This window comes from Virgibacillus sp. MSJ-26 (assembly GCF_018918075.1).
Classification (GTDB): domain Bacteria; phylum Bacillota; class Bacilli; order Bacillales; family Amphibacillaceae; genus MSJ-26.
In genome coordinates, this window is record NZ_JAHLPW010000022.1 from 44,887 (window position 1) to 56,896 (window position 12,010).

The 12,010-nt window shown below is 36.5% G+C and carries 15 protein-coding genes; 8 read left to right on the forward strand and 7 right to left on the reverse strand.

Annotation, left to right across the window (positions count from 1 at the left end; translation table 11 throughout):
• Window positions 1-58: 58 nt before the first annotated feature.
• Window positions 59-1,579: an alpha-amylase family glycosyl hydrolase gene (locus tag KQI49_RS16285; protein ID WP_253286891.1), complete on the forward strand. Its 1,521-nt coding sequence runs from the start codon at window positions 59-61 to the stop codon at window positions 1,577-1,579.
• 59 nt (window positions 1,580-1,638) lie between these two features.
• Here the strand turns inward: KQI49_RS16285 and KQI49_RS16290 are convergent, their stop codons facing one another.
• From KQI49_RS16290 to KQI49_RS16300, 3 genes are all read right to left on the reverse strand, one after another.
• On the reverse strand, window positions 1,639-2,502 hold the full coding sequence (locus KQI49_RS16290) for an SDR family oxidoreductase (RefSeq protein WP_216490646.1): 864 nt from the start codon (window positions 2,500-2,502) through the stop codon (window positions 1,639-1,641).
• Window positions 2,503-2,558: 56 nt separating this feature from the next.
• Complete coding sequence (locus KQI49_RS16295; RefSeq protein WP_216490647.1) at window positions 2,559-3,797, reverse strand: hypothetical protein; 1,239 nt, start codon at window positions 3,795-3,797, stop codon at window positions 2,559-2,561.
• A gap of 187 nt (window positions 3,798-3,984) precedes the next feature.
• Window positions 3,985-4,845, reverse strand: coding sequence for a DegV family protein (locus KQI49_RS16300; protein WP_216490648.1), 861 nt, complete (start codon window positions 4,843-4,845; stop codon window positions 3,985-3,987).
• Between the two features lie 142 nt (window positions 4,846-4,987).
• Here KQI49_RS16300 and KQI49_RS16305 point away from each other — a divergent pair, with 142 nt between their 5' ends.
• Window positions 4,988-5,833: a YitT family protein gene (locus KQI49_RS16305; RefSeq protein ID WP_216490649.1), complete on the forward strand. Its 846-nt coding sequence runs from the start codon at window positions 4,988-4,990 to the stop codon at window positions 5,831-5,833.
• Between the two features lie 13 nt (window positions 5,834-5,846).
• Window positions 5,847-6,320, forward strand: coding sequence for a Gmad2 immunoglobulin-like domain-containing protein (locus KQI49_RS16310; RefSeq protein ID WP_216490650.1), 474 nt, complete (start codon window positions 5,847-5,849; stop codon window positions 6,318-6,320).
• A gap of 68 nt (window positions 6,321-6,388) precedes the next feature.
• Here KQI49_RS16310 and KQI49_RS16315 read toward each other — a convergent pair whose 3' ends face one another.
• From KQI49_RS16315 to KQI49_RS16330, 4 genes are all read right to left on the reverse strand, one after another.
• A complete protein-coding gene (locus tag KQI49_RS16315) occupies window positions 6,389-6,652 on the reverse strand; it encodes a NifU N-terminal domain-containing protein (protein ID WP_216490651.1) in 264 nt (87 codons plus the stop codon).
• Window positions 6,653-7,036: 384 nt separating this feature from the next.
• Complete coding sequence (locus KQI49_RS16320) at window positions 7,037-7,231, reverse strand: DUF3813 family protein (RefSeq protein ID WP_216490652.1); 195 nt, start codon at window positions 7,229-7,231, stop codon at window positions 7,037-7,039.
• A gap of 1 nt (window position 7,232) precedes the next feature.
• Window positions 7,233-7,379, reverse strand: a complete 147-nt coding sequence (locus tag KQI49_RS16325) for a hypothetical protein (protein WP_216490653.1) — start codon at window positions 7,377-7,379, stop codon at window positions 7,233-7,235.
• A gap of 881 nt (window positions 7,380-8,260) precedes the next feature.
• Window positions 8,261-9,100, reverse strand: coding sequence for a Cof-type HAD-IIB family hydrolase (locus KQI49_RS16330; RefSeq protein ID WP_216490654.1), 840 nt, complete (start codon window positions 9,098-9,100; stop codon window positions 8,261-8,263).
• A 167-nt stretch (window positions 9,101-9,267) separates the two neighbouring features.
• Between KQI49_RS16330 and KQI49_RS16335 the strand changes: the two genes are divergently transcribed.
• The 5 genes from KQI49_RS16335 to moaD all read left to right on the forward strand — a co-directional run bounded on the left by KQI49_RS16335 (window position 9,268) and on the right by moaD (window position 11,773).
• Entirely contained in the window at window positions 9,268-10,038 is a 771-nt protein-coding gene (locus KQI49_RS16335) for an alpha/beta fold hydrolase (RefSeq protein WP_371817589.1), read from the forward strand.
• Window positions 10,039-10,116: 78 nt separating this feature from the next.
• Window positions 10,117-10,428 (forward strand): metal-sulfur cluster assembly factor, encoded by a 312-nt coding sequence (locus KQI49_RS16340; protein ID WP_216490655.1) that lies wholly within the window; start codon window positions 10,117-10,119, stop codon window positions 10,426-10,428.
• A 119-nt stretch (window positions 10,429-10,547) separates the two neighbouring features.
• On the forward strand, window positions 10,548-11,057 hold the full coding sequence (gene mobB / locus KQI49_RS16345; protein ID WP_216490656.1) for a molybdopterin-guanine dinucleotide biosynthesis protein B: 510 nt from the start codon (window positions 10,548-10,550) through the stop codon (window positions 11,055-11,057).
• Between the two features lie 16 nt (window positions 11,058-11,073).
• Window positions 11,074-11,547: a molybdenum cofactor biosynthesis protein MoaE gene (locus KQI49_RS16350; RefSeq protein ID WP_216490657.1), complete on the forward strand. Its 474-nt coding sequence runs from the start codon at window positions 11,074-11,076 to the stop codon at window positions 11,545-11,547.
• On the forward strand, window positions 11,540-11,773 hold the full coding sequence (moaD, locus tag KQI49_RS16355) for a molybdopterin converting factor subunit 1 (protein ID WP_216490658.1): 234 nt from the start codon (window positions 11,540-11,542) through the stop codon (window positions 11,771-11,773). The genes KQI49_RS16350 and moaD overlap by 8 nt, the downstream gene beginning before the upstream one ends.
• Window positions 11,774-12,010: the final 237 nt, after the last annotated feature.

A 12,010-nucleotide genomic window follows, 5' to 3' on the forward strand; every position in this document is an offset into this window, starting at 1 on the left:
TTTATAGATTGTTGACTTTTTTTCTACAGGGGCAATAATAGTACAAGATAGAGTTAAGTTGAAAGGACTGAGAGCAATATTTAAGAAAATAATCCCCTTCATACTAGTTTTTACACTATTTATAGTAAATACCACACCAGTTTTAGCAGCGGATGAATCTGATGAGGCGATTAATGAGGAAATAATTTATGACGTTTTAGTGGATCGCTTTAATAATGGTAATCAAAAACATAGTGACCAAATCCGTCTTGATGACCCTTATGCTTTTCATGGGGGCGATATAGAAGGAATTATTATGAAATTAGATTCGTTAAAGGAATTAGGGTATACGACACTTTCACTTTCTCCGATTATGGAGAATGCTGAAGATGGTTATCACGGTTACTGGATCGAAGACTTTTATAAGATTGATGAACAATTTGGTACAATGGAAGACCTAAAGAGGTTGGTTGAAGAAGCTCATGAGCGGGATATGAAAGTTATTTTAGAGTTAGTGACTAATTATGTTTCTGAAACCCATCCCATTGTAGCTGATCCTGAAAAAGAAGATTGGTTGGATGAGGATAAATCAAAACCAGTTGATGACTATCCATGGCTTGAGAACGTGGTGCCATTAAATCAAGAAAATCCGGAAGTTAATAAGTATTTAATTGATGTTGCTGATTTTTGGTTAGATGAAACAGATATTGATGGTTATAAACTTCATGCAGCTGATCAAGCTTCCCCTAGTTTTTTGAAAAAGCTAACAGAACATATAAAAGAAAAGAAAAAGGATGCTTATATAATCGCTGACGTGCTTGTCGAAGATTCTTCTCAACTCAACGAGATTGAGTCCATTCAATTAGTGAAAAATCCGAAGATGTTTGATGCCTTGGCAAATGTGTTTTCTCAAGAAGATACGGCAGTATCTGAGATTTTTGAAACATGGGAGGCAAGCGAAAACAAATCGGGTTTGCTTTATGTAGACGATAAATACACAAAACGCTTTACCCAGCGTTTTTCTGAAAATGGACGAAACAAAGTAACTGCTTGGACCTTGGCATTAACATATATGTACACGTCACCTGGAGTTCCACTTATTTATCAAGGATCAGAGATTCCTGAGTATGGTGAGGGGGTTCCAGAAAATCAAAAAATGGTTAATTTCAATAGTGGGGATGAAGATTTAACAGAGTTTATCGAGAGAATTTCTGCTCTAAGGGAAGAGTTTCCTCCTTTAACCCATGGTGATTTTGAAATGTTAGGGTCAGATGAAGGAATGAGCGTTTTCAAACGGACCTATCAAGATGAGTCAATATATGTTGCCATCAACAATGATAGTGAATCAAGATCTTTATCAATTGAAAGTTTGGGTGAAGATAAACAGTTAAGAGGTCTACTTGGAGATAACCTTGTACGTGAAGACAAAAATGGGGACTTTAGAATTGGTATACCAAGAGAAACGGCAGAAGTTTATATTGTGGAAGATAATACAGGAATCAATTGGTTTTTTATCGTTCCGATTATAGCTGTTTTTATTATTTTTATCGTTAGTGTTATTTATTTAAGTCGCAAGCAAAAGAGGAGAGAGCAACAATAAAAGTGAAGCCAGAGCCCTATTCCATGTTATGGAAGTGGTCCTGGCTTATCTTGTTTTATTTACCCATTAACAATTGTTCCACCGTTAACGTGAATAATTTGTCCATTTACATAGCTAGAATCGTTACTTGCTAGATAAACATAAGCGGGTGCGAGTTCTTTTGGTTCTCCTGGTCGCTGCATAGGTGAATCTTCGCCAAAGGAAGCTACTTTTTCATGTGAGAAAGTGGATGGAATTAATGGGGTCCAAATAGGTCCAGGTGCAACACCGTTTACGCGTATTCCTTGATCAATTAATGACAGTGACAAAGATCTTGTAAAAGCAGTCAGCGCTCCTTTTGTTGCTGAATAATCGATTAAATCTTTACTTCCCTGATATGCTGTTATGGAAGAAGTATTAATAATTGAGCTTCCTTCTTTCAAATTAGGTAACACCGCTTTTGTCATATAAAAAGTACCAAATATATTTGTTTTAAAAGTTTGATCGAATTGTTCGTTGGAAATATCCATGAAATTTTCTTGAGGATGTTGCTCTGCCGCATTGTTCACTAAAATATCTATCTTTTTAAATTTATCAAGGGCTTCGGTGGCGGCAGCTTCACAAAACTGTGAATTACCAATATCCCCATCGATCAGCAGGCACTTTTGTCCTTCTTGCTCAACTAATCGTTTTGTATCCATTGCATCTTCGTGTTCATTCAGGTAAATAATCGCAACATCTGCTCCTTCTTTAGCAAAATGCAAACTCACTGCTCGTCCGATACCACTATCCCCACCTGTAATCAAAGCAACCTTATTCTTTAATTTATTACTGCCTTGATAGTCATTGCGAAAGTATTCAGGTTTAGGATTCATTTTCGATTCAATACCAGGTTGTTCTTTTTGTTGTTGTGCTGGCGGAGTGTTCTTTTGTTCTTCACTCATATAATCTCCTCCTACAAATGATTATCTTAGGTTCATTTTCCCCCAAACTTATGAAATCAATCATTTTTAGAAGAGGATACAGGATGTTCCGTGTATGATATCCATATTATGACAATGGCAGCGAGTAATAAAATACTTGCGAGAAGGAGCCCGACAACATAATAAGGGATATATCCCCAATTAAGCCAAGTGAATAAGCCTTGAATAAATAACAATAACTCATTTAAGAAGAAGCCTATTAAAAGAACAGAAAATCCTGGGCCAGTATAATGATTCACAGAATAGATATGTGCTAAAAAGTATTGTGCTAGAATAAAAAGACTGATGAAACCCAATAATGTAAAATGTAAGTAGCCAATAATGACACTTCTAGTTTCAAAAACGAGATGAGCTAGATTTGGAAGAACTAATCCCAGTTCCATCGTACTTTTAAAAAATAACAGTAAGAATATAAGGCTTAATAGAAGGGTTAACCCCTTTGAAACTTGTTCTTTTAATGACTTAACTACACCATTAAAAGAATATAAAATACACACGATGGCCAACCATTGCCCAACACTACCAACTAAAGCAAGCGTGTAGATAAAGTGTGGATGATCAACCCATAAGACAGAGGCGAAGAAACTGGGCAACAGAGCGATGAAGTAAATCCAGAAACCCGCGCTTAAAAAAGAGTGACGAATGAATACTTTTCGAGTGTTTAAAATGATAATAAATAAACCAATCAAGAATAGAAAAAGCCAACCATTATATTGAAAATGTAAATAAAAATAAATCGCGACATCGAATAAATAGGAATCCTTCAAGCCCGAAGCTGAAATAAATCCAAGTGAAAATGGGCCTAGAGAAGAAATAATCAATGAAAGTAAGGCACCATTAATAAATAATCTGCTTGTCCGAGGTATAGTCTGATTCCTTTTCGTTATTCTATAAATAAAGCTTATGACCCAGTACTCTAGAAAAATATGCAGTGTAGACACGATAATAGAATATAGTGCGTAACCTTGGTATAAAAAAGCGGCAAACATGATCGTTGTTATGATAAACAATATATATGTTATTAATTTAGCTTCTGCTTTTTCTTTACCGCTAAACTTTTGCCAAAATAATGCTAAAAATATAACGAAAACACCTAAAAAAGTCCAACCAAGAATAGCTAAATGAGAATGTCCGTGAAGAATATGGTCGTAAGGAAAAGCCAATTCTAAATTTAAAGGGTATAATCGCATCCAAACTCCGGATAAAGCTGTTAAAAAGAAAAAGAAAAACGTCATATGTGTAAAAGCTTTTGGCATCACGCATCACCTTATTCATTTAAATAAAATGTATTAAAATTTTAAAAGTCCTTTCTCCACTATCTATATTGATTAAAAATGAAATAAGAAGCAATATCTTATGATAATTGTAAGAAATTCACAACAATTTTATGACAAAAAAAGAAATAAAACAGCAGAATAATAACTGTTTTATTTCAAGATAAAATTATTTATATGTATCGTTTAAGAAGAATAATGCAATCGTGCCGGGTCCTGAATGTGCTCCAATAACAGAACCAACCATCTCAATAACTTCTGTTTTGGCGCCAAATCGTTCTTCAATCATTTCAACAAGCTGATTGGCTCTTTCCAAATCATCTCCGTGACTAATTCCAATAGTCTGGTTTTTAAAGTCGGTGCCTCGTTCTTCCATAATATCAAGCATTCGATTAAATACTTTTTTTGAGCCCCTTATTTTCTCAAGTGGAATTAGTTTTCCATCTTCAACATGTAAAATGGGTTTGATTTTGAGTAATGTGCCAACAAATGCTGCCGTTTTACTAACACGGCCTCCACGATAAAGGTACTCTAAGTCATCTACTGTAAAGATGTGTTCCATATGTTTTGCGTGATATTGAGCAATCTCGATGATTTCCTTTACTCCGGCGCCTTCTTTTGCTAATCTAGCAGCACGAAGAATGACAAGTCCATATCCGATTGATGCACATTTAGTGTCGATGACATACAGGACGGCATCTGGGTATGTTTCTTTAACTTCTTGTTCAATCATTTTAGCTGTTTGAAATGTACCAGATAGTTCAGATGAAAAAGCTAAATAAACAAGTGGTTGATTAGCTTCGGCGTATGATGTGAAAATAGTTTTAAATGTTTGCGGTGATACTTGCGATGTTGTTGGTGCTGCTCCTTCTCGCATAGCATCGTAAACCGTCTTTGGTGAAATTTCTACTCCATCTTTATATTCTTTTTCATTTAAATGAACAGTTAATGGTACCATTTCGATATCATATTCGTTATAATATTCTTCTGTTAGATCACAAGCTGAATCAGCAAGAATTTTAACAGTCATTCTTTCACCTTCATTCCAAAAGTTATGTTTGTTAATATAAGTTTAATGGTATAAAGATAGATAGTCAAAGCATACTTACCTATTTTTTTGAAATTTAAAATAAGGGATGTCTTTTAAAAGATGTCTAATTGGAGGTACCTTCATGTTTTTAGTTGAAGCACGGCGAATTATAACAGTGATACTAGGATCACTATTGCTCGCTATTTCATTGAACTTTTTCCTAATAAACGCAAATGTTTATGCGAGTGGATTTACTGGTGCTGCTCAGCTTGCATCTAGTGTTTTTCATGACTTTTTTAATATGAATGTGACTACTGGTATTCTCGTGTTCTTATTTAATATACCCGTGTTTATATTAGGATGGTATAAAGTTGGAAAAGGATTTACAATTTATAGTGCAGTTTCTGTTGCCTTCGTTACTTTGTTCCTGGAAGTGTTACCTGTTATTTCACTAACAGATGATATCATTATGAATGCTGTTGCAGGTGGAGTCATTGGGGGAATTGGGGTAGGAATAACATTAAAGTTAGGGGCCTCAACAGGAGGAATGGATATTGTTGCCATGGTGTTGTCACGACTAAAAGATAAACCCATCGGTAATTATCTTCTTGCGCTGAATGGAGTGATTATTGTCCTTGCGGGGGTTCTTTACGAACCGGAAAACGCTCTTTATACGATGGTGACACTTTACGTTACGACCCTCGTGATTGATGCGATTCATACACGTCATGAGAAAGTTACTGCGATGATTATTACAAGTAAAGCTGAAGAACTGCAGCAAGCTATTCATAAGAAAATGGTACGAGGCATTACGATATTGCCAGCGGTCGGAGCCTATACAAAAGAAGATCGAAATATGCTTTACACTGTCATTACACGTTATGAATTATACGATTTAGAAAAAATTATTAATGAAATCGACCCGAGCGCATTTGCAAATATTGTGCAAACAACTGGGATCTTTGGATTCTTTAGACAAAATGATTAAGAGGGGAATTACCATGCGATATTTAATACCATTATTAATGGTCTTAATGCTCACTCTCGTTGGCTGTAGCAATAGCGACGAAAATCAAGATAAAGATGATACAGAGAATGCGGAAAGTAAAACTGTTGAAAATCAAGAAGGTGGGGAAGAACAAACAAATGATTTTGCTCGTTTTCATAATATCGATTTTTTATTAGGAGTTGATGATGTAAAAATAACTGGACAAGCTGAAGCAACAAATAATGAAGTGTTTTATGAGGTGACGCAAGGCGACGAAACTGTAATTGGTGAAACTAAAATACCACTTGAACATAAAGATAAAGATTGGACAAAATTTGAATTTGAATTTGATCTTACAAAGGATATGGAAGAAAGTGAAGACGCACTTGTCGTTGTTTTTTATGGAAAAGATGAGGAGGATCAAATCATTAACTCAAACTACCTGCCTATTGATTTCAATATGCAATTCAATACTGAGAGTAATTAAAAAAATTTAGGATTTATGCATAAAAACAGGCAAACCATAAGGCTTGCCTGTTTTTCTCTCTATGTATATTAGTATCCGTAGTTGTTAAATACCTCTTTTACTTTCTCTTGTAAATCATCCCATTCAGCATCGAAATGTTTATTCACAGTGATAAAGTTTTGATAGCCGAATACGTTGTCGACACCTTCAAGTTTCATTAAGTCATTCAAAATCTCGTGCTCGCTCGTATCACCAGGCATAATTGAAATACTGTCAGTACCTTCAAAGATTAGCTTGTCTGTTGTAAATTTTAAAGCGTTTGGATTAGGTGTAGCTTCTGCGCGTACTCCCATTTAATCTCCCTCCTATAAACATTCGTATATACATCATATCAGAAATTATCTAAATAAAAAAGAGAATGCATTTATTTGTCGAAGGTTAACCGGCTGGTGCCACACTGAATCCACTTTATCGCAGGTTAACTAGCTGTAAGACCGCCACTTCAAGAATTCGAGGGCAATCAAGAATTTAAGTGGGGATCAACAGCCAGTAAAAGTCTGATTTGTTCAACTAACAATCAGTGGGAATGAAAACCCCACTGATTGAAGTTTCACTTGATGTATTTTAGAAAAAGATGTGCCACAGAGGCACATCTTTTTCTAAGTTTGCTTAAAGTAATCCCTTCGCATTCCATAATGGTCCAATCATTACCATCGCAAAGCCTTTTTATTGGAGGTTTAGCTAAGATTATTTTGCTTCAGCTGTTGTTCCAACTGCTGTAATTGTTGTTTTTCCTCAGCAGATGCATCGTTATAAGCGGATTGAATTGCGTTTTGAGCTGCTTGTTGTTCTTGTTCATTCACTTGTCCGTCTTGAGTTGAATTCGTAAAACGATTAACAGCATCTTTTGCTTGCTGAAATAAGTTATCCATGTTAAAACCCTCCTACCGTATGGTCATCAGATTCTTTTCTTTTGCGGTTCGCATCGGTAAACTTTTCTTGCTCTAAAAGGTTCTTGTTACGTTTTAAACCTTTATCCTGATTTCGGTCTTCTGCAGGTGGTTCGCTTTTATTAATCATGGTACGAAGCCTCCCAACAAAAAAGTGAACGTTTTTTACGCTCACTAATAGTATGGATTATTAAGATTGAAGTATAAGAGGGAATATCCGGCAGAATTAGAAAACTATACATTGTTATTTTTTCATTGAGTTGCTGGGCGCTTACGCTTTTGTATCGTCTAGCTTTAGCGCTCAGCAACTAGCGAGCTTCGAATGCCTTCCTACGATAAGTCGAACTCGAATCGCTCTGCTCTTCGGTTCTCCTTTATCTCGTCAGGCTTCTCCAGCTCGTACGTTGCTAAACGGGCGCTTACGCTTTTGTATCGTCTAGCTTTAGCGCCCAGCAACTAGCGAGCTTCGAATGCCTTCCTACGATAAGTCGAACTCGAATCGCTCTGCTCTTCGGTTCTCCTTTATCTCGTCAGGCTTCTCCAGCTCGTACGTTGCTAAACGGGCGCTTACGCTTTTGTATCGTCTAGCTTTAGCGCCCAGCAACTAGCGAGCTTCGAATGCCTTCCTACGATAAGTCGAACTCGAATCGCTCTGCTCTTCGGTTCTCCTTTATCTCGTCAGGCTTCTCCAGCTCGTACGTTGCTAAACGGGCGCTTACGCTTTTGTATCGTCTAGCTTCAGCGCCCAGCAACTAGCGAGCTTCGAAGGCCTTCCTACGATAAGTCGAACTCGAATCGCTCCGTTCTTCGGTTCTCCTTTATCTCGTCAGGCTTCTCCAGCTCGTATGTTGCTAAACAGGCGCTTACGCTTTTGTATCGTCTAGCTTCAGCGCCCAGCAACTAACGAGCTTCGAATGCCTTCCTACGATAAGTCGAACTCGAATCGCTCCGCTCTTCGGTTCTCCTTTATCTCGTTAGGCTTCTCCAGCTCGTATGTTGCTAAACGGGCGCTTACGCTTTTGTTGTATTCGCATTAATTTTTAAGTATGACTGTAGGAAGGTGCTTACGCCGTCATTTTCATTTGTGTCGGTGATGTGTTTTGAAATTGATTTTAGTTCATCGATGGCATTGCCCATTGCTACGCCAACGCCAGCGTAATCAATCATTTCAAGGTCATTGTCCTCATCACCGAATGCTATAATTCGTTCTTCTGGGATATTATAATAATGAGCTATTTTTTGTAATCCGACTGCTTTATTTAATCCTTTTTTAACAATTTCAATAATGTTCCATGGAGCGCCCCATTTACGATGTTCAATGACTTCTGCATGATGATCATTCAAGTGACTTCTGAGTGAATCAATATGTTCTTCTTTTGGATGTATAAGCAGTGATGTCGGGTCGTCGTTTAACTCTTCCTTCAAGTTTCCAATTGTGAAAGGATAAGTCTGCCCGAGCTGTTGAAATAGGTCAATAATGTCTTCATCATACTTATCGAGATAAACATTATCCTGAATTTCAGCCATGATATTATAAACATCTAAATCATAGCAAGTCTCCACTACATTTAAAGCTGTGCGTCTTGGCATTGGATTATGCAGTGCACCCCATTTTTTATCTTTCGGATGATGGATCAGAGCACCATTAAAATTGACCATAGGTGTGTCTATGTTCAGTTCATGATAATAGTTAATGCTCGCACGATGTGGTCTACCTGTCGCAATGACAACAATATGACCTGCTTCTACTGCACTGAATATCATTTGCTTGTTTCTAGCACTGATTTCTTTGCTGTCGGTTAAAAGTGTCCCGTCAAGATCTAAAGCGATTAGATGTTTCTTATTTTCCATTAAATTTTTCACCTCATGTTGTTAGTTTATCATGGGGTAACCTATCTGTAAATTCAACTTTTTATCCTTATATGATTCACTAGCCGTCTATCAAATTTTGCGCCATTCATTTGCATTAGTATGCTGAAAAATACTATTATTAATTATATATAAGTAAAGAGAGGATTATGAAGATGATTGGGATATACAAAAAAGAAACAGCGAACATTCCATATTTGGTCGTTGTAAAAAATACCAATGAATTTAAAGCATTACCGACAATTATTTACTCTCACGGCTTCACTAGTGCGAAAGAACATAACCTACCCTTAGCCTATCTATTAGCTGAACAGGGGTTTCGCGTTATTTTACCTGATAGCAAATATCATGGTGAGCGTGAAGAAGACATATCCAATTTTAAAAGAGAGCTTTCATTTTGGAATATCATCACCCAAAATGTCGAAGAGTTAAAATTTATTAAGGAAGAGTTAGAAGGAGACGGTCTTATTTTAAATCAAAAAATAGGATTAGCAGGGACAAGCATGGGCGGAATAACAACAACTGCTGCACTTACACAGTACCCTTGGATCAGTACAGCGGCTGTCTTGATGGGGACACCGAAATTGACCGAATACGCTAATCTGTTAGTTGATGAGATTGTTAAAAAACAGAAACTTCCTATGCCTGAAGAAGAAATTGAACGAGCTTTTGAACAAATTAAGAAGTATGATTTATCATTACAGATGGATAAATTGAACGAACGTCCACTTATGTTTTGGCATGGCGATAAAGATTCTGTCGTTCCATTTCGTCTTTCATATTCCTTTTACAGAGAAGCGAAGGGAAAGTATAAAAATAAAAAGAATATCAAGTTTTTAAAAGAAGTGAACCGCGATCACAAGGTCAGTCGATTTGCTATCTTAGAAACGGTAAAATGGTTTAAGACTCATTTAATTTAATGAGTGTGATTTAAATCATTTAAAAATGTTTTAAAATATGGTTAAATGAATATATGAATAAAGAAGGAGGGTATGATCATGGATGCAGCGTTAAAAGAAAACTTAATGGGTGCTCTTGAAAATGTCATCGACCCAGAACTTGGCATTGATATTGTTAATATGGGTCTCGTTTATGATGTCGATTTGAATGACGAGGGACTCTGCACAGTGACCATGACACTTACAACTATGGGGTGTCCGTTAGCAGGTCATATCGAACAAGACGTAAGATATGTATTATCAGATATACCAGAAGTCAAAGATATAGATGTTAATATTGTATGGGATCCACCATGGGGCAAAGATAAAATGTCTCGTTATGCAAAAATTGCACTAGGGATTCCCGATTAATTAATACAGATTTCGATATAGTTTCACTTCATAATCAGATGCAGAAAAGGTTGATTCATCACAAGAATGGGTCGACCTTTTTTACACATAAATTAAAATGGATAAAGGGGTAAGTTTTAATGACATTTCCCATTTATCAAGTCGTAGGATATAAAAATTCGGGTAAAACAACTTTAATGGAAAAATTAATTCAATATTTTTCTAATCATAATGTACGTGTGGGGACATTGAAGCACCACGGTCATGGCGGAGCATTAAAAACTGTTGAAGGTACAGACAGTTTTAGACACAGTCAGTCTGGTTCGCACCTATCTGCCGTGCAAGGAAAAAATGAACTTCAATTAACAACAAATTTTCAGATGGAATTAACTGAATTAATAAAGATGTACACATTCTTTAATATTGAATTACTTTTAATAGAAGGTTATAAATACGCCGATTATCCTAAAATTGCTTTGGTGAAAGATGAAGATGATATCCATTTACTTCATGAGTTGACGAATGTTAAGGCTATTGGAGTAAGGGATGACAAGCTTATAGACATGTTTGATCATTTTACCTTTTCATTAAATAATGTCGAACAAATATTGCCTCAATTAGCTGACATTTTTCAGGGGAAGGAAAATTAGGAAGAGAGGACAGACTATGGACAAAAATTATTGGATAACAGATCAACCAATAGAGATCGATGACTGCATTCAAAAGGTTACCAGGCCTGAAGCGGGAGCGGTGAGTACATTTTTAGGGATTGTCCGTGAATTCACTCACGGAAAAAAGACTCTTTTTTTAGAATATCAAGCTTACATACCAATGGCTGAGAAAAAACTAGCTCAAATAGGAGAGGAAATAGAAGAAAAATGGGGCGACACAAGAACGGCCATCGTTCATCGAATTGGACGACTAGAAATATCAGAGATTGCTGTTGGTATAGCTGTCTCAACACCTCATCGTAAAGATGCATTTGAAGCAAGCAAATATGCAATTGATCGCATAAAAGAGATTGTCCCTATTTGGAAAAAAGAACATTGGGAGGACGGCACAAAGTGGCTTGGTGATCAAAAAGAAGAGACATCGTACGAGTCACAAATCCCAACCGAGGAGGAAATGAAAAATGGTTGATGTTTTATTTTTCGCAGATTTGCGAGACAAAGTAGGACATGAGAAGTTGTCATTTGATACTTCAGGAATTACGGTAAAAGAATTAAAAGATCAGTGGCTTAAATCATATGACTTGGAAAACCTAGACAATGCCATGATTGCAATAAATGAAGAATATGCTGAAGAGGATGCCATTTTAAACACCGGTGACACAGTCGCATTTATTCCTCCAGTCAGTGGAGGTTAATAATAAATAAATTACAAAACTGTTAGCAAGCGTTTTGGCTTTCTAAAGTGGACCCCATGTCAAGGACACTTTGAAAAAAACTACTATCTTTTATCACTTTTACCTCCTATGCTTGTTTCAAAGGAGGAGTGGTGGCAAAGGAAAGCACACGTTCAAAACTTAGAGCGTGTGCTTTTGTCATCCATTATAAAAATGAATTATTTTAGAAGTTTGGCGGCATTAGAGTTTTCTGTTTTT

Bases quoted from the DNA above. Each gene is read 5' to 3' on its own strand.
- KQI49_RS16305 (WP_216490649.1), top strand. From the start codon at position 4,988: ATGTTTTTAGTTGAAGCACGGCGAATTATAACAGTGATACTAGGATCA.
- KQI49_RS16335 (WP_371817589.1), top strand. From the start codon at position 9,268: ATGAAGATGATTGGGATATACAAAAAAGAAACAGCGAACATTCCATAT.
- KQI49_RS16290 (WP_216490646.1), bottom strand. From the start codon at position 2,502: ATGAGTGAAGAACAAAAGAACACTCCGCCAGCACAACAACAAAAAGAA.
- KQI49_RS16350 (WP_216490657.1), top strand. From the start codon at position 11,074: ATGGACAAAAATTATTGGATAACAGATCAACCAATAGAGATCGATGAC.
- mobB (WP_216490656.1), top strand. From the start codon at position 10,548: ATGACATTTCCCATTTATCAAGTCGTAGGATATAAAAATTCGGGTAAA.
- moaD (WP_216490658.1), top strand. From the start codon at position 11,540: ATGGTTGATGTTTTATTTTTCGCAGATTTGCGAGACAAAGTAGGACAT.
- KQI49_RS16340 (WP_216490655.1), top strand. From the start codon at position 10,117: ATGGATGCAGCGTTAAAAGAAAACTTAATGGGTGCTCTTGAAAATGTC.
- KQI49_RS16310 (WP_216490650.1), top strand. From the start codon at position 5,847: ATGCGATATTTAATACCATTATTAATGGTCTTAATGCTCACTCTCGTT.
- KQI49_RS16320 (WP_216490652.1), bottom strand. From the start codon at position 7,231: ATGGATAACTTATTTCAGCAAGCAAAAGATGCTGTTAATCGTTTTACG.
- KQI49_RS16300 (WP_216490648.1), bottom strand. From the start codon at position 4,845: ATGACTGTTAAAATTCTTGCTGATTCAGCTTGTGATCTAACAGAAGAA.
- KQI49_RS16295 (WP_216490647.1), bottom strand. From the start codon at position 3,797: ATGCCAAAAGCTTTTACACATATGACGTTTTTCTTTTTCTTTTTAACA.
- KQI49_RS16315 (WP_216490651.1), bottom strand. From the start codon at position 6,652: ATGGGAGTACGCGCAGAAGCTACACCTAATCCAAACGCTTTAAAATTT.
- KQI49_RS16325 (WP_216490653.1), bottom strand. From the start codon at position 7,379: ATGATTAATAAAAGCGAACCACCTGCAGAAGACCGAAATCAGGATAAA.
- KQI49_RS16330 (WP_216490654.1), bottom strand. From the start codon at position 9,100: ATGGAAAATAAGAAACATCTAATCGCTTTAGATCTTGACGGGACACTT.